The following is a 23155-nucleotide window of genomic DNA, read 5'->3' as shown; positions in this document are numbered from 1 at the left end:
ATGATTATCACATCTGAACGTATCAGCTTGAAACATCTTTTAACAGTTGAAGTCCTTAGTGATCAAGAAGTAATGGGGTTGATTCATCGAGCACAAGAGTTTAAACAAGGAGCAACATGGCAGCCGGAAAAACCGCAATATTTTGCGACGAATCTATTTTTTGAAAACAGTACCCGCACACATAAAAGTTTTGATGTTGCGGAGAAAAAATTAGGAATTGAAGTTATTGAGTTTGAAGAAAGTATGAGCTCAGTAAAAAAAGGTGAAACACTTTATGATACGGTGCTGACAATGTCGGCAATCGGAGTAGATGTGGCAGTCATTCGTCATGGTGAAGAGAATTATTATGATGAACTAATTCAAAGTAAAACAATTCAGTGCGCAATTATTAATGGTGGAGATGGCAGCGGGCAGCATCCAACCCAATGTTTGCTCGATTTAATGACTATTTATGAGGAGTTTGGCCGCTTCGAAGGTTTAAAAGTTGCGATCGTTGGGGATATTACCCATTCCCGTGTGGCAAAATCAAATATGCAAATGTTAAAACGACTTGGGGCAACCATCTATTTCTCAGGACCCGAAGAGTGGTATGACAAGCAATTTGAAGCCTATGGACATTATATGCCACTGGATGAAGTCGTTGAAACAGTGGATGTAATGATGATGTTGCGAGTACAGCACGAACGTCATGATGGTTCTGAACTTTTTTCTAAAGAAGAGTATCACCAAGGTTATGGTCTAACGATTGAACGTGCAAAAAAAATGCAGAAACACGCGATTATCATGCATCCTGCTCCGGTTAATCGTGATGTAGAGTTAGCAGATTCGTTGGTAGAGAGTATTCAATCACGAATTATTCAACAAATGAGTAACGGTGTTTATATGAGAATGGCAATTTTAGAAGCTGTATTACAAGGAAAGGCATAGGTGAACCAAATGAAAACACTTATCAAAAATGGAAAGATCGTAAAAAAAGATAATCAATTAATTCCAGCAGCAATTTGGATTGAAAAAGGTAAAATTCATGCAATTGGTGAATCATTTGAAGAAGAGGCTTTTGATCAAGTTTTTGATGCTAAAGGACAATTGATTACACCTGGATTAGTAGATGTTCATGTTCATTTAAGAGAGCCAGGTTTTACGTATAAAGAAACGATCGCATCAGGAAGTAAATCAGCTGCAAGAGGTGGCTTTACAACAGTTTGCGCTATGCCTAACTTAAATCCAGTTCCAGATACTGCTGAAAAATTGAAAGAAATTTACGATATTATCAAAAAAGATGCAGTCGTAAAGGTTTTACAGTATGCTCCGATTACAGAAGAATTACGCAGCGAAACTTTAACGGATCAAAAAGCGTTAAAAGAAGCTGGCGCCTTTGCTTTTACAAACGATGGTGTTGGTGTTCAAACAGCAGGAACAATGTATCTAGCAATGAAAGAGGCAGCCGCAAATGATATGGCGCTAGTTGCTCATACTGAAGATGAATCGCTGCTGTTTGGAGGCGTAATGCATGAAGGTGAAATTTCTAAAAAACTTGGATTACCGGGGATTTTAAGCTCAACGGAAGCTTCTCAAATTGCTAGAGATGTTGTCTTAGCTGGTGAAACTGGTGCACATTATCATGTCTGCCATGTGTCAACTAAAGAAAGTGTTCGGGTAATTCGTGATGCCAAACATGCTGGAATCCATGTAACAGCAGAAGTTTCACCACATCATTTGATTCTTATTGATGAAAATATTCCGGAAGATAACGGTTTTTGGAAAATGAATCCACCCCTACGCGGAAATGCTGACCGAGATGCGTTAATTGAAGGATTGATTGACGGGACAATTGATTGCATCGCAACAGATCATGCACCACATGGATTAGAAGAAAAGAAACAAACATTCTTAAAAGCACCATTTGGAATCGTGGGAAGTGAAACAGCATTCCAATTAATCTATACACATTTTGTTGAGACAGGTCAATTCACACTTGAACAAGTCATTGATTGGATGGCAGTCAAGCCAGCAGCAATTTTTGGACTTGAGGCTGGAACACTTACAATAGGAAGCCCAGCGGATATTGCAGTGTTTGATCTAAAAACAGAAGAAAAAATTGATGATAAAGATTTTGAGTCAATGGCAATTAATACACCATTTGTAGGTTGGAAAGTTAAAGGAAATACATTAATGACTTTTGTTGATGGAACATTAGCATGGTCTAAAGGGGATGCATAGACTTGAAACGATTATTGTTACTTGAAGATGGGACTATTTTTGAAGGAAAAGCCTTTGGTGCTGAACCTGATGTCGTTGGAGAAATTGTTTTTACGACTAGCATGACTGGCTATCAAGAAACGATCACTGATCAAAGTTTTAACGGTCAAATTATTACTTTTACGTATCCAATGGTAGGAAATTACGGAGTCAATCGGGATGATTATGAATCAATTACCCCAACCTGCAAAGGTGTTATTGTTAAAGAACATGCGCGCTTAGCATCAAATTGGCGGAACCAAATGACGCTTGATGAATTCTTAAAAAGAAAAGGTATTCCCGGAATTTCTGGAATTGATACGCGGGCATTGACAAGAAAACTTCGTTCTGTTGGAACAATGAAAGCAGCAATTGTTGATGCTGAAGATGATTTAACTCATGAATTTGATCAATTGAAAGCAACAGTCTTACCAAAAAATCAAGTAGCTCAAGTTTCAACAACAAAAGCTTATCCAAGTCCCGGAATTGGCAAGAATGTAGTTGTAGTTGATTTCGGATTGAAACACAGCATATTAAGAGAACTATCCAAGCGTCATTGTAATTTAACTGTTCTTCCTTATAATACAACGGCAGAAACGATATTAGAACTTTCACCAGATGGAGTTATGTTGACAAATGGACCCGGTGATCCAAAAGATGTACCCGAAGCAATTGAAATGATTCAAAAAATTCAAGGAAAAGTGCCGATTTTCGGTATTTGTTTAGGCCATCAGTTGTTTGCTTTAGCGAATGGTGCAGACACCTATAAAATGAAATTTGGGCATCGCGGTTTGAATCATCCTGTCCGTGAAGTTGCGACTGGAAGAATTGATTTTACCTCTCAAAATCATGGTTTCGCAGTAGACGAATCGACTATTGATCCTGAAAAATTAATGATAACGCATGTAGAAGTCAATGATGAAACGGTTGAAGGTGTCAAGCATCGCCATTTTCCTGCATTTACGGTTCAGTATCACCCAGATGCGGCGCCAGGACCTCATGATGGACTCCACTTATTTGATGAGTTTATGGAATTAATGGATGCATGGAAGGAGCAAAGATAATGCCAAAAAGAACAGATATCAAAAAAATTATGGTTATTGGTTCAGGACCGATCATTATTGGTCAAGCTGCCGAATTTGATTATGCAGGTACACAGGCTTGTCTTGCTTTAAAAGAAGAAGGTTATGAAGTTGTCTTAGTTAATTCCAATCCAGCTACAATTATGACAGATAAGGAAATTGCGGATCAAGTTTATATCGAACCGATTACCTTAGAATTTGTGTCGCGGATTTTAAGAAAAGAACGTCCGGATGCACTTTTACCAACTTTAGGCGGTCAAACAGGTTTAAATATGGCGATGGAGCTTGCGGCTTCCGGAATTTTAGATGAATTAAACGTTGAGTTACTAGGAACAAAATTAAGTGCCATTGACCAAGCAGAAGATCGTGACTTATTTAAACAGTTAATGGAAGAATTGGATCAGCCGATTCCTGAAAGCGATATAGTTACCACCGTGGAACAAGCCGTTGAATTTGCTAATAAAATTGGCTACCCAATCATTGTGCGACCAGCTTTTACTCTAGGTGGAACAGGCGGCGGCATGTGCGACAATGAAACTGAATTACGAATTGTTGCAGAAAATGGTTTGAAATTATCTCCGGCCACTCAATGTCTGATTGAAAAAAGTATTGCTGGTTTTAAAGAAATTGAGTATGAAGTGATGCGGGATTCGGCTGATAATGCCATTGTAGTTTGTAACATGGAAAATTTTGATCCGGTTGGAATTCATACTGGTGATTCAATTGTTTTTGCACCTAGTCAAACGTTGTCTGATTACGAATATCAACTATTGCGAGATGCATCTTTAAAAATTATTCGAGCATTAAAAATCGAGGGTGGCTGTAATGTTCAGTTGGCATTAGATCCTCACAGTTTTAATTATTATGTGATTGAAGTCAATCCACGAGTTTCCCGCTCATCAGCACTAGCAAGTAAAGCAACTGGTTATCCGATTGCTAAATTGGCAGCTAAAATCGCTGTTGGTTTAACCTTAGATGAGATGAAAAATCCTGTTACGGAAACAACCTATGCTGAATTTGAACCTGCGCTGGATTACGTAGTTGCTAAAATTCCTCGTTGGCCATTTGATAAATTCGAAAAAGGTGAACGTCGTTTAGGAACTCAAATGAAAGCAACTGGCGAAGTCATGGCGATTGGCCGTAATATCGAAGAATCTCTCTTGAAAGCGGTACGTTCGCTTGAAATTGGAGCGTATCATAACGAACTAAAAGAATTAGCAGAAGTTAGTGACGAAGAATTAACTGAAAAAATGGTTAAAGCGCAAGATGATCGTTTATTTTACCTATCGGAAGCGATTCGCAGGGGATATGCAATAGAAGAGCTAGCAAGTTTAACGAAAATAGATCTATTCTTCTTAGACAAACTTCTGCATATTTTTGAAATAGAAGAAAGCTTACAAGAGAATATCAATGATAGTTCTACATTAAAAGAAGCGAAGCAAAATGGTTTTACTGATCGGAAAATCGCAGAACTATGGCAGCAAAATGAACAAACCGTCACAGCTTTTCGACACGCGCAAAAGATTTTACCAGTTTATAAAATGGTTGATACTTGCGCAGCGGAATTTGAATCTCAAACACCGTATTTTTATAGTACCTATGAGTTAGAAAATGAAAGCCTACGCTCTGAAAAATCTTCTGTCTTAGTTTTAGGATCAGGTCCAATTAGGATTGGGCAAGGTGTTGAGTTTGACTACGCTACGGTTCATTCGGTAAAAGCCATTCAAGCAGCTGGTTATGAAGCAATTATTATGAATAGTAATCCGGAAACTGTTTCAACTGATTTCTCGATTTCAGATAAACTTTATTTTGAACCATTGACACTTGAAGATGTTATGAATGTGATTGAATTAGAGCAGCCAATTGGTGTAATTGTACAATTTGGCGGACAAACAGCCATTAATTTAGCTGAACCATTAGTGAAGCAAGGAGTCAACATTTTAGGAACAACTATTGAAGATTTAGACCGTGCAGAAAATCGCGATCTATTTGAACAAGCCTTACAAGAATTAGATATTCCTCAACCACCTGGAGCAACAGCGACTAGTACGGTTGAAGCTGTAGCAGTAGCAAACCTAATTGGTTATCCGGTATTGGTCAGACCAAGCTATGTACTTGGCGGACGAGCAATGGAAATTGTTGAGAATCAAAAAGATTTAGAAGATTATATGCGAAATGCAGTGAAAGCTTCTCCTGAGCACCCTGTTTTAGTCGACAGTTATTTACTAGGAAAAGAATGTGAAGTTGATGCCATTTGTGATGGTGAGACAGTTTTGATTCCCGGAATAATGGAACATATTGAGCGGGCAGGTGTTCACTCAGGTGATTCGATGGCAGTTTATCCGCCACAAACTTTATCAAAAGAAATTCAGCAAACGATTGCTGAGTATACAAAAAAATTGGCCCTCGGTTTAAATTGTATCGGGATGATGAATATTCAGTTTGTCATTCATGAGGAGAAAGTTTATGTGATCGAAGTGAATCCTAGAGCAAGTAGAACAGTACCATTCTTAAGTAAAATTACTGGAATCCCAATGGCCCAAGTTGCCACCAAAGCTATTTTAGGAGAAACATTAAGTGAGTTAGGCTTTGAATCTGGTTTATATCCTGAAAGTAAACAAGTTCATGTAAAAGCACCAGTCTTCTCATTTACAAAACTACAAAAAGTCGACACGTACCTAGGTCCGGAAATGAAGTCGACTGGAGAAGTTATGGGCTCAGACTATAGCTTAGAAAAGGCCTTATATAAAGCTTTTGAAGCTTCTGGGTTACATTTACCTAGCTTTGGAGCAGTCTTGTTCACGATTGCGGATGAAACCAAAGAAGAATCGTTAGCATTAGCAAGTCGGTTCAACGCCATCGGCTACAGTTTAATTGCTACAGACGGAACGGCTAAGTTTTTCAAAGAACATGGTTTAGTTGTTCAAACGATTCATAAGCTTAACCATACAGGCGGTGACACTGTTTTAGACTTAATTCGTAAAGGTGAGGCCCAGGTAGTAATAAATACGATGGATAAAAATCGTTCGGATTTAAATGAAGATGGATTTCTAATTAGACGTGAGGCAGTAGAACATGGAGTGCCGCTGTTTACCTCATTAGATACTGCTGAAGCTATTTTAAAAGTATTAGAATCGCGTGCTTTTTCTACAGAACCAATTTAATAAGTCACTCTGTACTATTCTACAAAACGATGCAAAGGAGAAAGTAAATGAAACAGGAAATGATGACGATTGTCTCTCAACATCAACTGGCACCACGAATTTTCCGAATGACATTAACTGGAAAATTAGTCAATGAAATGGGAAAACCCGGGCAGTTTATCCATATAAAAGTACCCAGAGAAGACTTATTATTAAGAAGACCAATTAGCATTAATCAAATTGATCGCATGCAACAAACTTGTACGATTATTTATCGGACAGAAGGTGATGGGACTCAAGTTTTCTCAAAAATGACCGCTGGAGAGCAACTGGATGTTATGGGACCTTTAGGCAATGGTTTTGATGTAGACTGTTTAAATAGTGGAGAAAAAGCGTTTGTTATCGGTGGAGGAATTGGAATTCCGCCGATGTATGAATTGTCTAAACAATTAAAACAAAAAGGCATTAAGGTCGTTCATTTTCTGGGCTATGCATCAAAAGAAGTTGCTTATTTTCAAGACGAATTTATTGCTTTAGGTGATACTCGTTTTGCCACAGATGATGGTTCATTTGGTGTCGAGGGAAATGTGGGTAATCTATTATTAGAGGCAATAAAAAAAGAACAGCCAGATGCTGTGTACGCTTGCGGAGCAAACGGTATGTTAAAAATGATTGCACAAGTATTTTCTGATAATCCGAATGTATTTCTTTCGCTTGAACAAAGAATGGCATGTGGAATGGGTGCTTGTTATGCTTGTGTTTGCCATGTACCTGATGATGAAACTGGTACAAAAAGTGTCAAGGTCTGTGATGAAGGACCAATTTTCAGAGCGAGTGAGGTGGTCTTGTGAGTAAGAATCCTTTAGCTGTTTCAATTCCCGGTTTAAATTTAAAAAATCCAATTATTCCGGCAAGTGGTTGTTTCGGTTTTGGTGAAGAATATGCAAAGTATTATGATTTAAGTAAGCTTGGTTCAATTATGGTTAAAGCAACAACGCCGAAAGCACGTTTTGGTAATCCTACGCCAAGAGTTGCTGAAACACCAAGTGGCATGCTAAATGCGATAGGTCTGCAAAATCCAGGTTTAGATGTTGTGATGGAAACGAAACTACCTTCATTGGAAAAATACGATCTGCCAATTATAGCTAATGTTGCAGGTGCTTGTGAAGAAGATTATGTTGAAGTGTGCGCAAAAATTAGTGAAGCTAAAAACGTTAAAGCAATTGAGCTAAATATCTCGTGTCCAAATGTCAAACATGGCGGAATTGCTTTCGGGACAGATCCAGATGTTGCTTTTCAATTAACGCAAGAAGTAAAAAAAGTTTCAAAAGTTCCTGTCTATGTAAAACTGTCACCAAATGTTACCGACATCATCCCTATCGCCCAAGCAATTGAAGCAGGCGGAGCAGACGGATTTACTATGATTAATACGTTGTTAGGGATGCGAATTGATCTGAAAACACGTCGCCCGATTTTAGCTAATCAGACAGGTGGTTTATCAGGTCCAGCGATTAAACCTGTCGCAATTCGTTTAATCCATCAAGTCTCTCAAATTTCTCAATTACCAATCATTGGGATGGGAGGCGTACAGACCGTTGACGATGTACTAGAAATGTTTATGGCAGGTGCGAGTGCAGTTGGAGTAGGTACAGCTAATTTTTCTGATCCTTATATTTGTCCAAAACTAATTGATGCGCTACCACAAAGAATGGGCGAATTAGGCATCGAATCATTAGAACAATTAATCAAAGAAGTTAGAGAGGAAAAAAATCAATGAGCCAAAGACCAATTATTGCCTTAGATTTTTCTTCTAAAAATCAAGTTGCCGATTTTTTAGCTAAATTTCCCCAAAATGAATCGTTATTTGTTAAAGTCGGAATGGAATTATTTTATCAAGAAGGTCCAGAAATTGTTCGTTGGTTAAAAAGCCTAGGACATTCAGTTTTTCTTGATTTAAAATTACACGATATTCCAAACACAGTCGAAAAATCAATGACTGGATTAGCCAAGTTAGGTGTGGATATTACTAATGTTCACGCTGCTGGCGGGCTAAAAATGATGGAAGCTGCTAAAAATGGTTTGATTAGAGGAACAGAGTCAAATAAGCAAGTCCCCGTTTTGATTGCAGTGACTCAATTAACATCGACAAGTGAAAATGAAATGCACGAGGACCAATTAATTGAGGTTCCTTTGACCGAAAGTGTGCTGCATTATGCAAAAAATGCGGAAAAAGCGGGACTAGACGGAGTAGTTTGTTCTGCCCATGAAGCAGAAATGATCCATCAAGCAACAAACGAAAAATTTGTTTGTTTAACTCCGGGAATTCGTCCAAGTGGTAGTGAAGTTGGCGATCAAAAGCGTGTTGTAACACCCAGTGAGGCTAGAACAATTGGTTCTACTTATATTGTAGTCGGACGCCCGATCACGCAAGCAATATTACCGTACGAAGCTTATCAAACGATAAAAAATGAATGGAATGGAGCAAGTAAATGACAGAATTAGCGAAAAATATTGCCAAGGATCTATTACAAATCGAAGCCGTTTTTTTAAGTCCGAATGAACCATTTACTTGGGCAAGTGGGCTAAAGAGTCCAATATATTGTGATAATCGGATTACGATGAGTTATCCTGTTGTCAGAGCGGATATTGCTAAAGGTTTAGCTGAAAAAATTAAAGAAACTTACCCTGACGTTCAAGTAATCGCAGGTACAGCCACAGCAGGAATTCCACATGCAGCGTGGGTAGCAGATTTATTAAACTTACCAATGGTGTATATTCGTGGTAAAGCAAAAGATCATGGAAAAGGGAAGCAAATCGAAGGTCGAATTTTTAAAGGCCAAAAGATGGTCATTATTGAAGACTTAATTTCTACTGGCGGTAGTGTTCTGGAAGCTGCTGATGCGGCTGAACGTGAGGGGGCGGATGTCCTGGGTGTAGCTGCAATTTTCACTTATGAATTACTAAAAGGAAAAGCTCGATTTGCTGAAAAAAATCGGGAGTTAGTGACCTTAACCAACTATTCGACTTTATTAGAAGCAGCATTAGAGTCTAACTACATCGAAGAATCAGATGTTACTTTATTGCAAAATTGGAAAAAGGATCCTGAAAATTGGTTGAATAAATAATTTGTATAGTTTAGATGTAAGTGTAGTTTTTGAACGAATAATCAAAAACTATGCTTTTTTTATCTAGCGAATAAAGAATATGCTATACTTTATCTATTCTTAAAAATTAGTTAATTATTTCATAACTGTAATTTTAACTAGCTAAGAGTCGGTTTTTTAAAATTGACTGAAAATTATAAATAGGATACATTTATTTAAAATGAAAAAATTAGAAGGTGTGGTTTGATGAAAAATATTCGAAATATGGATGTAGAATGGGGATACACTGGGGATCGTGGTCCTGAGCATTGGCACACATTGTGTGACTGGTTTTCTCAAGGAGCAAAATATCCGTATCAATCACCTGTAAATTTATCAAAGGAAGCAACAATGAGTGAACCTGAAAGTCGAGCAATCACTTTTTGTTATAAAACAGAAGAATTCACTGAAAAAGAATTTAAAAATACATTTCACTTTGTTCCGCCGAATACGGAAAGTTATGTGATATTTGATGAAGAAAAATACTATTTAACGGATATTCATTTTCACACACCAAGTGAACATACATTTGACGGTGAGCATACTCCTGTAGAATTTCATTTAGTTCATATGAATAATACAGGGGAAAACTTAGTGGTGGGCTGTTTGTTTACATTTACCCAAAAAGAGAATAAGTTTTCAGAAAATCAAGGCGCATTTATTTGGAAAACAGAGACACATCAGCAATGGTTTGATCCTAGTGTTTTCTTACCTGAAAAAAAATCTCACTTTCACTATTTAGGTTCGTTAACGACTCCACCAACGAAGGGGCCAGTACATTGGTTTGTTTTTGATACGGTTCAAGAAATGGATCAAGCTTTTTATGAACGAATTCATGAAGGTATGTTACCTTTTAATAATCGTCCAACACAAGCAATGAACGGGCGTAAAATCTATTTTTCCGAATAAGCTGGAGGCGGTCTTATGAATATTCAACAAATGAAATATGTAGTGGCTGTAGCAAATAACGGTAGTTTTCGGGAAGCAGCAAAAAAACTTTTTATTACTCAACCAAGTTTATCTAATGGCATTCGTGAGCTAGAGGAAGAAATTGGTGTCTTGCTTTTTACCCGGACAAATAAGGGCGCGTCTTTGACAGATGAAGGATTAACTTTTTTAGAGCATGCAGAAAAAATTTTGACACAAATGGAGATAATTGAAAATCGCTATCAGGAAACAACAACTAGTGAACACTTTTCAATTTCTTCTCAACACTATGATTTTCTTGGTGAAGTCATGGGCAAAGTTATTCAGCAATTTAAAGATCAATATAAAAATTTCCGAGTGTTTGAAACAACAACATTAAAAGTCATTGAAGATGTAAAAAGTTTTCATAGTGAATTAGGCGTCATATATTTGAATACCCAGAATCAATCAGGGATTAAGCGATACTTAGAGCAAGCTAATTTAACTTATGATGTGGTTGGGAGTTTTAAAACGCATATTTTTCTTGGAAAAGATCATCCGTTAGCTCAACAAAAAGAGATTCATCTGGAACAATTATGCTGTTATCCTCAAGTTCGGTTTACACAAGAAGGTAGTAATTTCGCTTATTTTTCAGAAGATCTGATCGAGAATCAAGAACAAGAAACCGTGATTCATACAAATGATCGTGGGACATTAATGAATCTATTAGTTGAAACAGATGCTTATGCGTCTGGATCAGGTGTTGTTACCGGATTTACTAAAAAAGAAATTCGATTAATTCCGCTAGCGGAAAGTACGACGAATAAAATTTGTGTACTTTATCATAAAAACAAAGCAATCAGTCCGATCGGTCAATATTTTATCAAAGAATTGAAGCAATTATTTTAGAGAATAACTTACATGGAGGAACAAATGAAAGTATTGGGGAAGAGTATTGTTGTGTTGGGGTTAAGTGTACTAATGACAGGATGCACTCCGTTTAATAATGTTAAAATGGACGAGCTGGCAGAAACGCTAAATCAAGAAAATATGGGGAATGAAGAAGTAACGCTGGAGACTGAAAATGGCACTTTTACAGTTTTTTTGTCAGAAGGTTGGCGGGAAATTGATCCTGCAGCTTTAAATGAAGAAGCTGATATAAGCTTGGAAAATGGCAGGAAAACGATGTATGCTGTGATTTTAAGTGAGTCAAGTGAGGATTATGAGGATTTTAATACTTTTAAAAATGCTGTTGATTTCCATGACTGGCTAGACGTAACAGATGAATCTGAACAAGTAATCAATCAAAATGGTTGGAATGGAACTCGCTATTTTATTACAGCAAAAACTGAAGGAATTAATTTGTATTATGTTTATGATATCGTTGAATCAAGCGCAGGTCATTTTGCACAAAAAATTGCTTGGACGACAAGAAGTAAAAAGAATGCAAATGGTGAACTTTTAGAAGAAATACTTGATTCAATCAAAGATGTGTCAAATTAATAAAACAGGAATGTAAAGACGTAAAAGTCTTTTCGTTCCTGTTTTAAATTTAAATATAATCCGTGAACTCTTTAAATAAATTAACGACTGTTTCCATTTCTGCTTGGGTCCCAATTGAAATACGTAAATAATTTTTTAATCGCTCGACCGTTGGGAAATAGCGAACATAAACGTTATGTGAAACTAAATAATTATATAGCTCTTCAATCGCCAAGTTTGGATGTGAAACCAATAAAAAATTTGTTTTAGATGGTAAAAATTGGAAACCCAATGTTTTTAATTGCTCGGAGAACCAATCTCTAGTAGCGCAAATTTTTTGTGTAACACTTTCATAATACTCTGTATCGTCAACAGAAGCGATTGCCAATGTCTCAGCTATTGAATCAACAGAATAGGGATTAAAAGAGGCTTTAATACTTTCCGCTATCCTGATATATTTAGGGTTTCCTATTGCATAACCCACACGTAATCCTGCTAAAGAACTAGATTTTGAAAATGTTCGAATAATAATTAGATTAGGAAATTCAGCCAATAACATGACAGCTGATTCACCACCAAAATCAATATAAGCTTCGTCGACAATCACGATGACATCTTGATTTTGTTTCAACAACTGTTTAATTTCAATTAAAGGCTTAACAATACCTGTGGGCGCATTAGGATTAGCGAATAAAATCCCGCCATTGGACTGTAAGTAATCATTCAGATTAATGTCAAAATCTTTACCCAAAACTATTTCTTTAAAAGGGATCTTAAATAAATCAGCCCAAACTTTATAAAAACCATACGTAATATCAGGAAATAAAATAGGGTCGGAACTGTTAAAAAAAGCTAAAAAGCAAAAAGCTAAAACTTCATCGGAACCATTGCCGATTAGAAAATTTTCTGGTGTAAGATTATGTTTTGCTGCTAAAGCCTGTTTTAAAGCAACATTATCAACAGAACTATATCTCTTTAGTTGATCGGTTTCAAATGCTTTAAGCGCACGTTCAACATTTTTAGAAGGCGGGTACGGATTTTCATTAGTATTTAATTTAATCATAGTAGGATCAGATGGTTGTTCGCCAGGAATATAAGGTGAAATCTTTCGAATGCCTTTCATTAAGTGCTAACCTCCTATATTTTCCTTTAACTATAAAGAAGCGAAACAAGTTTAGCAAGTGTAATCTGTGAATTTAAAGAGAAAAAATATATTTTTTGAAATACAAATTTCATTTTAAGGCGTACTATGATATCATAAGTCCATTAAGAAAAAGTGATTAATTGACTAGAGGAGTGTGTTTCATGGATTTATCGAACAGATTTAATAAACAAGTTTATAAAATTGCTGTTTCAACAATTCGTCAATTTGATGAACAAGTTTCAGGAATAGAAGGGATTATTAAACTAACACTAGGTGAACCAGATTTTAACACACCTGAACATGTAAAGTCTGCTGCTCATGATGCCATCAACGATAATTTTTCCCATTATTCTGGTATGGCTGGTTTGACTGATGTACGTGAAGCGGCAACATTTTTTTTGAAAGAAAAATATGGAGTTAGCTATGAGTCAAATTCGGAAGTTCTAGTGACTGTCGGTGCGACTGAGGCAATTTCAGCTAGCCTATTAGCAATTTTAGAACCGGGTGATAAAGTATTGATGCCAGCGCCAATTTATCCAGGCTATGAACCAATTATTACTTTAGCTCAAGCAGAACCTGTCTATATTGATACACGCCCAAATAATTTCGTTTTAACACCAGAAATGATTGAAGATGCGATGTCTGAACATGGCGATCAAGTCAAAGCAATTATATTAAACTATCCGAGCAACCCGACAGGAGTCACTTACAATCGTGAAGAAGTCAAAGCAATTGCGGATGTTTTGAAAAACTATTCTATTTTTGTAATTAGTGATGAAATTTACAGTGAGCTAACTTATGATGATGAGCACGTTTCAATTGCTGAATTTATTCCAGAACAAACAATTTTAATCAATGGATTATCAAAATCACATGCGATGACAGGCTGGCGGATTGGCTTTATTTTCGGACCGCAGTATTTAGTTTCTGAGATTATCAAGGTTCACCAATATTTAGTGACAGCTGCTTCAACGATCTCACAAAAGGCAGCAGTACGTGCATTAGTAGAGGGAATTAACGATGCCGCTGTGATGAAAGAAGAATATCGTAAAAGACGTGATTTTGTTTACGAACAAATGACATCTTTTGGCTTTGAGGTCGCTAGACCAAACGGTGCCTTTTACATTTTTGCAAAAATACCTGCGAACTTTGAGCAAGATTCAATGAAATTTTGTGTTGATCTAGCTCAGAAGCAAGCTGTTGCGATTATACCAGGAATTGCTTTTGGTCAAGAAGCAGAAGGATATGTACGCATTAGTTATGCCGCGGATATGAAAACACTGGAAGCGGCTATGGAGCGCATTGGCAAATACATGAAATAATAAAATCAAACCTATAGGAAATTCGCGAATTGTGTAATAAACTTTCGTGGATTTTTTATTTTGTCTAAGTTTCATTTATCTCAACAAAAGCTTTACATTCCTTTACCTTTTATTTACATAAATCTGCAAATTAATTAACACAGCATTGTTAAACTAAGCTTGTAACTAATTGAAAAGGACGTGTAAGGATGAAGAAACGTTTGTTTACAGGAATTATTTTAAGTCTAGGACTTGTTATGGCAGGATGCGGTAATCAAGGAGCAGCAACTGATTCAAGTAGTACATCAAAAGAGAGTATTTCAACTCAACCAGTTAAAATCGTAGCAGTAGGTTCAACTGCTTTACAACCATTAGTAGACGCTGCAAAAGATCAATTTGTGGCAGAGCATACCAACTATACTATCTCAGTCCAAGGCGGCGGTAGTGGAACAGGACTTTCTCAAGTCGCTGATGGGGCGGTAACAATCGGGAACTCAGATGTATTTGCTGAAGAAAAATCAGGAATTGATGCTTCAAAACTTGTTGACCATCGTGTAGCAGTTGTCGGCATGGGTCCTGTTGTAAATAAAGACGTTGGTGTTAAAAATATAAGTAAACAGGAATTAATAGATATTTTCACGGGTAAAACAACAAATTGGAAAGATTTAGGCGGTAAAGATCAGGAAATCGCTGTAATCAACCGACCAAGTGGAAGTGGAACAAGAGCGACGTTTGAAAAATGGGGTCTGGATGGAGCAACTGCTGTTCAATCACAGGAACAGGACTCATCAGGAACCGTCCGTCAGATTGTTTCACAAACACCTGGAGCAATTAGTTATCTTGCTTTTTCATACATGGATGATTCAACGACTGCTTTAAGTGTTGATGACGTGAAACCGACTGAAGAAAATGTAGCAGATAATTCTTGGAAAATCTGGTCTTACGAACATATGTATACTAAAGGAGAACCAGATGCAGATGTAAAAGCATTTCTTGATTACATGCTTGAAGATGATGTTCAAAATGGTGTCGTAAAAGAATTAGGCTACTTGCCAATTACTGAAATGAAAGTCGATCGAGACGTTTCAGGCACTATTACCAATAAATAAAACCTTCCCCTAAATGCTAAAAAGCGCCGAGAAAATTTCTTAATGAAGTTTCTCGACGCTTTTTAGTTTACTTACTTTTTGGTAATTTAATAGTAAAGGTAGAACCTAGTCCAAGATGACTGTCAATCAAGACCGTACCACCTAATAGTTCAGTGTAATTATGAACAATTGACAAACCTAAACCAGTTCCGCCTGAATGGCGGCTTCGTGCTTTATCAACACGATAAAAACGCTCGAAAATGCGCTCTTGGTCTTCTAAACTAATCCCAATACCATTATCTTTAACTGTATAAATTAGCGTATCGTGACTACTAAAGTCTATGGTAATTTCACCTTCATTTGGCGAGTACTGAATGGCATTTTCGATCAGATTTTTAATAATTGGATAAAATAACTCATACTTAGTTAAGTAAACATCATTTTTGTCCCCAAGAATGTTGATTGTGAGATTTTTTTCTTTAATTAATTTACGATAAGAACGTAAGATTTCTTCAGTAAAAGCATACAATTCTATTTCTTGATTGTCATAAGCGATGTTTTTACCGTCACGTGAAAGTTGCAAAATTTCTTGAATCAATTGTTGGAGACGAGTGGCATCTTGCTGCATGATTTCTAAAAATTGAGTAAGTGTTTCAGGATCATCTTTGGCACCATCTAGTAGTGTTTCGGTAAAGCCTAATAAAGAGGTGACCGGTGTCTTTAATTCATGCGAGACATTACTAACGAAATCTTTTTGCATTTTTTCCAACTGGCGAACTCGGGTTAAATCATAAGCAATCCCTAACACTTGATAATGGTTGCCAGCTTCTTCTATAAAACGTAAAGAAACATCTAAAATGACTTCATTTGGAGCAGTAGTCAATTTTATTTCTTGATGGAGAGCACTTTTTTCTGTGACTACTTGATGAATTAAATGAATCAATGCAGGTTCTTGGATCACCTCAAAATAGTCTTTACCAGCATCTTCTGCTTGAATGGATAAAATTTCCAGCATTTTTGGATTAATTAGTTCTAATTTGCCGTCAATATCGATAATAAAGACACCGATCATTAATTCATCTAATAATGCATGAAATTGTTCATCCGTAGAAGTATAGGCTAGGTAAGTTTGGCTCATTTGCTGACTTAAAAGATTGACAGTTTGATATAATTCATTCCATTCAGGAGAATCTTGAATAATAGATCGAGCTTCATCTGGATACTTTACAATTTTTTTCAATACAGGTAAAACGGTAACCAGAGGCTCATTTTTCTGATGAAGTAGTAAGAAAACAAATGCAGTGATAATCAAAAATAAAATCCCTAAAGTGAACAAAATATACCGTCTAAAACTTTGAATACTGTTAGAAAACTGTGTTGTTTCTTCTGAAATTCGGATAATTCCGACAAGTTCGTTATTTTGATAAACAGGAAGCGCTAGGTAGAGTAGTTCCTTATGTAAAGTCGCACTTTCTCTTAACGCAGAACCAAAATCCGCTCCTGACAAAATTGCTTTTATTTCAGGACGATTGCTTCTTGAACCATGAAGGTCAGCATCACTAGTGTCATAAAAAATATCTCCATGATTATTCATTAAAGTCAGGCGTTCATTTTCTTCGGTTGCAAAATGAGCGACCAAATTTTTTTGATCTGGCGGAAGTTCATTTTGTTCAAACCAAACCGAAGAAAGTTGTTCCTTTAATAATTGAGCTTTTTTTTGTAAATAGGATTCTTGTTGTATTAATAATTCTTTTTTAAAGAAGTAATTTGTTAAAAAAATACTGCCAATAAATAAAGTAGCCATCATTAAACCGACTAAAATATACTCAAACCGTTGTCTTTTTTTCATTTTTTCGGTTCCTGAAAGCGATAGCCAAATCCTCGAACCGTTACTAAATAAATTGGACGTTTAGGATCTAATTCGATTTTATCCCGCAAATGGCTGACATGAACATCAACAATTCGACTTTGACCTGCAAAATCATAGTTCCAAATACGGTCTAATAAAGTGTCACGATCGATGACACGATCTTTACGCTTCATGAAATAAACCAATAGTTCAAATTCTTTCGGTGTTAATTCAATCTTTTTACCTCGTACAGAGACTTCATAATTCTGTTCATCAACTGCGATCTCACCTAAAATTAACGGTTTAGAAACAGGTTCATTGATTTCCTCTGATGGAGTAGAAGCGGGCTTTAGGCGACGGAAAATAGCTTTCATTCGAGCTAAAACTTCTCTTGGACTAAAAGGTTTTGTTAAATAGTCATCTGCACCAATTTCAAGACCAATAATTTTGTCAACTTGATCATCTTTAGCAGTTAAAATTAGAATAGGGGTGTCAATTTTTTCCCTACGCAACGATTTTGTAATTTCTAGACCGTCCATATTTGGCAGCATGACGTCCAAAATGATAAAATCAAATTGATTAGATAACGCTAACTCAAATCCTTCAGCGCCATCTTCGGCTGAGACAACTTGATAGCCATCTTTTTCTAAATTAAATGTCAACAATGTCACGATTGACGGCTCATCATCGACAACTAGCACTTTTTTCATCTATTTGGCTCCTTTTAGATTGCAAAATAAATACAAAGATATTTTATCACAGATTTCCAAACAGCCAAAACTTTATGGAATGTTTCTAAAACTACTTTCAAAGCAAAAGAAATGGTATAATATAAAAGATTGAAATGAGGGAAGCAAATGATTGGAATCAGTTCATGTCTTGGAGGAATTTGTTGTCGTTATGATGGTCAAGCGAAAGAAGTCGATGCACTAAGAAAACTAGTTGATAATGGTCAGGCAATTCTTGTTTGTCCTGAAGTTTTAGGTGGTATGCCAATTCCCAGAGATCCTGCTGAAATTCAGGGCGGGGATGGATTTGATGTTTGGAAAAACCAATCAATGGTTATTACTGACAAAGGCGAAGATGTGACAGAACAATTTAAACTGGGAGCAATCATTGCCTATCAAAAGTTAATAGAGGCAAATATTTCAACGATTATTTTAAAAGAAAACAGTCCATCCTGCGGTCATGATCAGGTTTATGATGGAAATTTTTCAGGTAGCCGAAAAAATGGTGTTGGGGTAGCAACAGCTTATTTTTTATCAAAAGGACTTCAGGTTATTTCAGAAAACAACTGGAAGACTACTCTTGAGCAAGATTTTAAATAGTATTATATGAATAGTTAAAAGTTTTGGAAACCATTATCTAGCAAGAGCAGCTACTTTATACAACCAGATAAATGAATCCAAAAAAATCCTTGAAAATCGCACAAGAACTATTGACTAATCGACCTGAAATCGGTAACCTAAAAGGGATTGAAGATAGGAGCAGCAAGTATGGAAATTGAGAAAACCAATCGAATGAATGCGTTGTTTGAATTTTACTCCACATTGCTGACAGAAAAGCAAATGAACTATATGGAGATGTATTATGCAGATGATTTCTCATTAGGTGAAATCGCTGAAGAATACGAAGTTAGCAGACAAGCAGTCTATGACAATATCAAGCGAACAGAAAAAATTTTAGAAGAATATGAAAAAAAATTGCATCTGTTTTCTGATTATGTTGTTCGGGGAGAATTATTGGATAAGCTAAGAATTTACGTGAAAGAAACATATCCTAAAGATGAGACAATGATAAATTATATAGAACAAATACAAGAAGTAGAGGAATGAGATTATGGCTTTTGAAAGTTTAACAGACCGCCTGCAACAGGCGATGAGTAAATTACGTCGTAAAGGAAAAGTATCTGAAGCTGACGTAAAAGAAATGATGCGGGAAATCCGTTTAGCCTTATTAGAGGCCGATGTAAATTTACAAGTAGTAAAAGATTTCACGAAACGCGTTCGGGAACGTGCTGTTGGTGTGGAAGTATTAGAAAGCTTGTCACCAGCTCAGCAGATTGTTAAAATTGTTGACGAAGAATTAACGGCAACGTTAGGTTCTGAGACAGTAGGGTTAAATAAATCTGACCGTATTCCAACAGTCATTATGATGGTTGGTTTACAAGGGGCAGGTAAAACAACCTTTGGCGGAAAATTAGCCAACCATTTAATTAAAACTGAAAATGCTCGTCCACTAATGATTGCAGCCGATGTATATCGTCCAGCTGCGATTGACCAGTTAAAAGTTTTGGGACAACAATTAGAAGTTCCTGTTTTTGATATGGGTACGGATACTAATCCAGTTGAGATTGTTCGTCAAGGGATGGCGTTAGCCAAAGAAAAGAAAAATGACTATGTGTTAATTGATACGGCAGGTCGTTTGCATATCGATGAAACTTTGATGGATGAACTAAAGCAGATCAAAGAAGTTGCTCAACCTGACGATATTTTACTTGTAGTTGATGCAATGACTGGGCAAGATGCAGTCAATGTTGCTGATAGCTTTAATCAACAACTTGGGATTACTGGGGTTGTGATTACCAAATTAGACGGTGACACGCGTGGCGGAGCAGCGCTTTCGATTCGTGCGGTTACTGGAGCACCGATTAAATTTATCGGTTCTGGTGAAAAATTAACAGATCTAGAAATTTTCCATCCGGATCGTATGTCTAGCCGTATTTTGGGTATGGGCGATATGCTGACCTTAATAGAAAAAGCGCAACAAGACTACGATGAGCAAAAAGCTGAAGAACTTGCGAAGAAAATGAAAGAAAACAGCTTTGACTTCAATGATTTTATTGAACAATTAGATCAAGTTATGGGCATGGGACCGATTGAAGATTTGTTAAAAATGATTCCGGGTATGAATAATATGCCAGGGCTTGAAAATGTTAAAGTTGATCCGAAAGATGTTGAGAGAAAGCGTGCCATGATTCTTTCGATGACACCGGCTGAAAGAGAAAACCCAGATTTGCTAAATCCTAGCAGACGTCGTAGAATCGCTGCTGGTTCTGGAAATAATGTAGTAGAAGTTAATCGTATGATTAAACAATTTAAAGAGTCGAAAAAAATGATGCAGCAAATGTCAAAAGGCAATATGGACATTCCGGGAATGGATCAAATGCTCGGCGGCGGCATCAAAGGTAAACTTGGTAAAATGGCGATGAATCGCATGGTTAAGAAAAATAAGAAGAAGAAAAAGAAGAAAAAATAAATAAAAAAGCAATTTGCCAGTAGAACAAACTGACAAATTGCTTTTCTTTATTGCCTGACAGAAATCTTTTCTTTGATTTGTTTCTTTTGATGAATCCATCTATCAATTTCTTTTTTAAAGACAATGTAGCTTACAATCAGCGCAGTAATTATTGCATAAATCAGTAGACTAACGATAGAAGATTGGAGACTTTCATCATGAGAAAAGCCTTGTGAAAACACCATAACAATAGGTACATAAATTGTAGTTGCGATAATCACAGGAATTTTAAGTTTATCGAATAATAAATAGTTTCCTTTTTTCTCTAACGTTAAAGCGGGGAATAAAAAGAAACCTGACACAGTTAGCAAAATTGACACAACTAACGCAAAAATAATAGGAAACAACGGAGTAGGATTTTTAGTTATAATGTATTGGAAAAAATCACCCATATAAACTTCTTTTGTATGATCTGTAAAAAAGTATAGTGCATTTGTAAGTGAAGTCATAAAAAACTCAAATGAAAAACAAAAGCCAAATAATGTTAATGGTCCAAGAATCATATGTCCAGTAACCAAACCAATAAATGTAGACACAGAAAAATAAAAGACAATCGGTGACCAAAGTGCTAGGATATTCATGACTATTTGATGCATGTTTAAGTTGACATATTCACTAGGAATTCCTAAAGTTACGATGCCAATAAATAATATTTTAGCAATTAATACACTAAAAAGAAGTGGTAGTGCAATTAATAAATACTTTGTGAAATATATTTTACGCTTAGACACACCTAACGAAAATAAGAACTCGTTGAAAGAAGTTTTTAAGTCAACAAAAAATAGAGAGAAGCCGATTAGCGAAATAAGGGAAATTAATAGCCATGGATTTTCATTGAAATACATTGTAAAATAGGGTCGATTTTCGGAAGTGTCCATATTTCCTTGATCATCAAAAGTGTCTGTTTGGAAAAATAGCATTAAGCTGTCTTTTTTATGTTTTTCTTGTCGTTCTTTTAATGATAAATTTTTGTAACTAGGATTTATCTCTTCAGGATTTTGTTTTAATTCTGTGATAAAATCATCAGAACTGTAATATAGTTCCATTTCTTTCCAACGATTCACATCACTTATACCTAAAAAAACATAAAAACCTACAATAGCGATGCTAGCAATCAGTATAAAAAGACCATAACGTTTTTTTAAAATAGTTAGCAATTGTTTGTTCATAGAATTTCTCCTTGTAATGAATAATCAGTTTTCCCATGTGCAAAATTAGCTTCAAATACATCTTCAAGTGTTAGAGGAAGCTCTTCGAATAACACAGGTTGTTCTGCTTCAATAGCTTGTTTTAGTTCTTCTGTATAGTTTTCAAAAATAGAAGTGACAACCCGACCTTGAAAATGAAGTAGTTGGCTATTTTGTTTAACGATCTGTGGAACTTTTTTTGTTTTAAAAACCATTTGAATTTTGCGGGCATTCTCTCTTAAATCTTCTAAATGATAATCCAGTTGAATGTGTTGATTTTTTAATATTAGCGCGCGATCAATAATGCTTTCAAGTTCACTTAAATTATGTGAAGAGATAACGATTGCACGTTGATTTTCGCTAACATCATCTAAAAGCAACCCTAGAACATTTTTTTTGACAATCAGGTCCAAACCGTCTAAAGGTTCATCTAATAAGAGATAATCTGCATTCGAACAGATAGCTAAAATCATTTTGTATAATCCTTGCATTCCTTTAGACATCGAACGATACTTAGTATTGGGATTTAGATTATTTTTCTTAAGTAAGGATAGATATTTTTCCTTATTAAAACCAGCATAGGCATTTTGATAAAATAGGAGTAGCTTATTTAGCGAATAACTAGAAAGAAAATTATATTGCTCATCAATGTAGAAAATTTGCTGTTTAAGCAGTTTATCAGCTTGAATATCTACATCGTCAATAAATATTTTCCCTTGATCTAGTTCGTAATGTCCAGCAATTGAACGAAAAAAAGTTGTTTTGCCTGAGCCGTTGGTACCAATCAGGCCAGTAATTTCACCTTTTCTTAATGTTAAAGTAAGATCATTTAAAATATCTTTTTGATCAATTGTTTTTACTAATCCTTCAATACGCATTCTTATTCCCCTTTCAGATGTCGATAACTGTCATTTAACCATTGAGACATTTCTTCAATTGACAAATTTAGATAATTCGCTTCAATGACTAAATCATTGAATTCTTTTTTGATCTTTTGTATCTGAAACTCATCTCGTAATTCAGTGTCAATTTTTTTCACATACGTTCCTTTGCCTTTAACAGTCACGATTACTTCTTGCGATTCCAAAAGTTTATAAGCTTTACTTACAGTATTTGGGTTCATCAAGAGCAACCGGGCCATTTCTCTTACAGAAGGTAAACGATCTCCGGGCTGCAGCAATCCATTTAAGATATCTTCTTTGATGCTTAACATTAGCTGTTCATAGTATGGTTTGCTGCTATTTTTATTAATTGAAACCATGCGAATCTCCTTTTTGTAAAGTGATTGTTGTGTA

General features: G+C 36.0%; 22 protein-coding genes. 16 read left to right on the top strand and 6 right to left on the bottom strand.

What is annotated here, in order from left to right:
* The 11 genes from C240_RS02810 (at position 1) to C240_RS02760 (ending at position 12015) form a co-directional block, all read left to right on the top strand.
* Positions 1 to 927 carry an aspartate carbamoyltransferase catalytic subunit gene (locus C240_RS02810; RefSeq protein ID WP_271490680.1) on the top strand — a complete coding sequence of 309 codons (927 nt, stop codon included), beginning with the start codon at positions 1 to 3 and terminating at the stop codon, positions 925 to 927.
* A 9-nt stretch (positions 928 to 936) separates the two neighbouring features.
* Positions 937 to 2220 carry a dihydroorotase gene (locus C240_RS02805; protein WP_271490743.1) on the top strand — a complete coding sequence of 428 codons (1284 nt, stop codon included), beginning with the start codon at positions 937 to 939 and terminating at the stop codon, positions 2218 to 2220.
* Between the two features lie 2 nt (positions 2221 to 2222).
* Positions 2223 to 3302, top strand: coding sequence for a carbamoyl phosphate synthase small subunit (locus tag C240_RS02800; RefSeq protein ID WP_271490679.1), 1080 nt, complete (start codon positions 2223 to 2225; stop codon positions 3300 to 3302).
* Positions 3302 to 6484 (top strand): carbamoyl-phosphate synthase large subunit, encoded by a 3183-nt coding sequence (gene carB, locus C240_RS02795; RefSeq protein ID WP_271490678.1) that lies wholly within the window; start codon positions 3302 to 3304, stop codon positions 6482 to 6484. Before C240_RS02800 ends, carB begins: the two co-directional genes overlap by 1 nt.
* Positions 6485 to 6531: 47 nt before the next feature.
* Positions 6532 to 7314 carry a dihydroorotate dehydrogenase electron transfer subunit gene (locus tag C240_RS02790; protein WP_271490677.1) on the top strand — a complete coding sequence of 261 codons (783 nt, stop codon included), beginning with the start codon at positions 6532 to 6534 and terminating at the stop codon, positions 7312 to 7314.
* Positions 7311 to 8240, top strand: a complete 930-nt coding sequence (locus tag C240_RS02785; RefSeq protein WP_271490676.1) for a dihydroorotate dehydrogenase — start codon at positions 7311 to 7313, stop codon at positions 8238 to 8240. Before C240_RS02790 ends, C240_RS02785 begins: the two co-directional genes overlap by 4 nt.
* Complete coding sequence (gene pyrF, locus C240_RS02780; RefSeq protein WP_271490675.1) at positions 8237 to 8956, top strand: orotidine-5'-phosphate decarboxylase; 720 nt, start codon at positions 8237 to 8239, stop codon at positions 8954 to 8956. Before C240_RS02785 ends, pyrF begins: the two co-directional genes overlap by 4 nt.
* The gene (gene pyrE / locus C240_RS02775; RefSeq protein WP_271490674.1) at positions 8953 to 9588 is read left to right on the top strand and encodes an orotate phosphoribosyltransferase; all 636 of its coding nucleotides are present in this window, start codon (positions 8953 to 8955) and stop codon (positions 9586 to 9588) included. Before pyrF ends, pyrE begins: the two co-directional genes overlap by 4 nt.
* A gap of 225 nt (positions 9589 to 9813) precedes the next feature.
* On the top strand, positions 9814 to 10515 hold the full coding sequence (locus C240_RS02770; protein WP_271490673.1) for a carbonic anhydrase family protein: 702 nt from the start codon (positions 9814 to 9816) through the stop codon (positions 10513 to 10515).
* Between the two features lie 15 nt (positions 10516 to 10530).
* Positions 10531 to 11421, top strand: coding sequence for a LysR family transcriptional regulator (locus tag C240_RS02765; RefSeq protein ID WP_271490672.1), 891 nt, complete (start codon positions 10531 to 10533; stop codon positions 11419 to 11421).
* A gap of 24 nt (positions 11422 to 11445) precedes the next feature.
* A complete protein-coding gene (locus tag C240_RS02760) occupies positions 11446 to 12015 on the top strand; it encodes a hypothetical protein (RefSeq protein ID WP_271490671.1) in 570 nt (189 codons plus the stop codon).
* A 49-nt stretch (positions 12016 to 12064) separates the two neighbouring features.
* On the opposite strand, the gene hisC is transcribed toward C240_RS02760, so the two are convergent.
* Positions 12065 to 13117: a histidinol-phosphate transaminase gene (hisC, locus tag C240_RS02755; RefSeq protein WP_271490670.1), complete on the bottom strand. Its 1053-nt coding sequence runs from the start codon at positions 13115 to 13117 to the stop codon at positions 12065 to 12067.
* A 182-nt stretch (positions 13118 to 13299) separates the two neighbouring features.
* Between hisC and C240_RS02750 the strand changes: the two genes are divergently transcribed.
* Both C240_RS02750 and C240_RS02745 read left to right on the top strand, forming a co-directional pair.
* Positions 13300 to 14460, top strand: a complete 1161-nt coding sequence (locus C240_RS02750; protein ID WP_271490669.1) for a pyridoxal phosphate-dependent aminotransferase — start codon at positions 13300 to 13302, stop codon at positions 14458 to 14460.
* 188 nt (positions 14461 to 14648) lie between these two features.
* Complete coding sequence (locus tag C240_RS02745) at positions 14649 to 15548, top strand: phosphate ABC transporter substrate-binding protein PstS family protein (protein WP_271490668.1); 900 nt, start codon at positions 14649 to 14651, stop codon at positions 15546 to 15548.
* A gap of 67 nt (positions 15549 to 15615) precedes the next feature.
* Here the strand turns inward: C240_RS02745 and C240_RS02740 are convergent, their stop codons facing one another.
* The gene (locus C240_RS02740) at positions 15616 to 17376 is read right to left on the bottom strand and encodes a sensor histidine kinase (protein WP_271490667.1); all 1761 of its coding nucleotides are present in this window, start codon (positions 17374 to 17376) and stop codon (positions 15616 to 15618) included.
* Positions 17373 to 18086, bottom strand: coding sequence for a response regulator transcription factor (locus C240_RS02735; RefSeq protein ID WP_271490666.1), 714 nt, complete (start codon positions 18084 to 18086; stop codon positions 17373 to 17375). Before C240_RS02735 ends, C240_RS02740 begins: the two co-directional genes overlap by 4 nt.
* A 147-nt stretch (positions 18087 to 18233) precedes the next feature.
* Between C240_RS02735 and C240_RS02730 the strand changes: the two genes are divergently transcribed.
* From C240_RS02730 to ffh, 3 genes are all read left to right on the top strand, one after another.
* Positions 18234 to 18704: a DUF523 domain-containing protein gene (locus C240_RS02730; protein WP_271490665.1), complete on the top strand. Its 471-nt coding sequence runs from the start codon at positions 18234 to 18236 to the stop codon at positions 18702 to 18704.
* Positions 18705 to 18872: 168 nt separating this feature from the next.
* Positions 18873 to 19211: a putative DNA-binding protein gene (locus C240_RS02725; protein WP_271490664.1), complete on the top strand. Its 339-nt coding sequence runs from the start codon at positions 18873 to 18875 to the stop codon at positions 19209 to 19211.
* 4 nt (positions 19212 to 19215) lie between these two features.
* Positions 19216 to 20634, top strand: coding sequence for a signal recognition particle protein (ffh, locus tag C240_RS02720; protein ID WP_271490663.1), 1419 nt, complete (start codon positions 19216 to 19218; stop codon positions 20632 to 20634).
* 47 nt (positions 20635 to 20681) lie between these two features.
* Here the strand turns inward: ffh and C240_RS02715 are convergent, their stop codons facing one another.
* From C240_RS02715 to C240_RS02705, 3 genes are read right to left on the bottom strand one after another with little or no spacing between them, the layout of a single operon-like run.
* Complete coding sequence (locus tag C240_RS02715) at positions 20682 to 21842, bottom strand: ABC transporter permease (protein ID WP_271490662.1); 1161 nt, start codon at positions 21840 to 21842, stop codon at positions 20682 to 20684.
* On the bottom strand, positions 21839 to 22738 hold the full coding sequence (locus C240_RS02710) for an ATP-binding cassette domain-containing protein (RefSeq protein ID WP_271490661.1): 900 nt from the start codon (positions 22736 to 22738) through the stop codon (positions 21839 to 21841). The genes C240_RS02715 and C240_RS02710 overlap by 4 nt, the downstream gene beginning before the upstream one ends.
* Before the next feature lie 2 nt (positions 22739 to 22740).
* Complete coding sequence (locus tag C240_RS02705; protein WP_271490660.1) at positions 22741 to 23121, bottom strand: GntR family transcriptional regulator; 381 nt, start codon at positions 23119 to 23121, stop codon at positions 22741 to 22743.
* Positions 23122 to 23155 lie beyond the last annotated feature (34 nt).

The sequence above is a fragment of the Enterococcus sp. 5H genome (assembly GCF_028128615.1).
Classification (GTDB): Bacteria; Bacillota; Bacilli; order Lactobacillales; family Enterococcaceae; genus Enterococcus_L.
Note: the sequence above shows the minus strand (reverse complement) of the source record. Positions and strands in the feature narration are given on the sequence as shown.

Bases quoted from the DNA above. Each gene is read 5' to 3' on its own strand.
- ffh (WP_271490663.1), top strand. From the start codon at position 19,216: ATGGCTTTTGAAAGTTTAACAGACCGCCTGCAACAGGCGATGAGTAAA.
- C240_RS02715 (WP_271490662.1), bottom strand. From the start codon at position 21,842: ATGAACAAACAATTGCTAACTATTTTAAAAAAACGTTATGGTCTTTTT.
- C240_RS02765 (WP_271490672.1), top strand. From the start codon at position 10,531: ATGAATATTCAACAAATGAAATATGTAGTGGCTGTAGCAAATAACGGT.
- C240_RS02790 (WP_271490677.1), top strand. From the start codon at position 6,532: ATGAAACAGGAAATGATGACGATTGTCTCTCAACATCAACTGGCACCA.
- C240_RS02730 (WP_271490665.1), top strand. From the start codon at position 18,234: ATGATTGGAATCAGTTCATGTCTTGGAGGAATTTGTTGTCGTTATGAT.
- C240_RS02805 (WP_271490743.1), top strand. From the start codon at position 937: ATGAAAACACTTATCAAAAATGGAAAGATCGTAAAAAAAGATAATCAA.
- C240_RS02735 (WP_271490666.1), bottom strand. From the start codon at position 18,086: ATGAAAAAAGTGCTAGTTGTCGATGATGAGCCGTCAATCGTGACATTG.
- C240_RS02710 (WP_271490661.1), bottom strand. From the start codon at position 22,738: ATGCGTATTGAAGGATTAGTAAAAACAATTGATCAAAAAGATATTTTA.
- C240_RS02705 (WP_271490660.1), bottom strand. From the start codon at position 23,121: ATGGTTTCAATTAATAAAAATAGCAGCAAACCATACTATGAACAGCTA.
- hisC (WP_271490670.1), bottom strand. From the start codon at position 13,117: ATGAAAGGCATTCGAAAGATTTCACCTTATATTCCTGGCGAACAACCA.
- C240_RS02810 (WP_271490680.1), top strand. From the start codon at position 1: ATGATTATCACATCTGAACGTATCAGCTTGAAACATCTTTTAACAGTT.
- carB (WP_271490678.1), top strand. From the start codon at position 3,302: ATGCCAAAAAGAACAGATATCAAAAAAATTATGGTTATTGGTTCAGGA.
- C240_RS02725 (WP_271490664.1), top strand. From the start codon at position 18,873: ATGGAAATTGAGAAAACCAATCGAATGAATGCGTTGTTTGAATTTTAC.
- pyrE (WP_271490674.1), top strand. From the start codon at position 8,953: ATGACAGAATTAGCGAAAAATATTGCCAAGGATCTATTACAAATCGAA.
- C240_RS02750 (WP_271490669.1), top strand. From the start codon at position 13,300: ATGGATTTATCGAACAGATTTAATAAACAAGTTTATAAAATTGCTGTT.
- C240_RS02740 (WP_271490667.1), bottom strand. From the start codon at position 17,376: ATGAAAAAAAGACAACGGTTTGAGTATATTTTAGTCGGTTTAATGATG.
- C240_RS02745 (WP_271490668.1), top strand. From the start codon at position 14,649: ATGAAGAAACGTTTGTTTACAGGAATTATTTTAAGTCTAGGACTTGTT.
- C240_RS02760 (WP_271490671.1), top strand. From the start codon at position 11,446: ATGAAAGTATTGGGGAAGAGTATTGTTGTGTTGGGGTTAAGTGTACTA.
- pyrF (WP_271490675.1), top strand. From the start codon at position 8,237: ATGAGCCAAAGACCAATTATTGCCTTAGATTTTTCTTCTAAAAATCAA.
- C240_RS02770 (WP_271490673.1), top strand. From the start codon at position 9,814: ATGAAAAATATTCGAAATATGGATGTAGAATGGGGATACACTGGGGAT.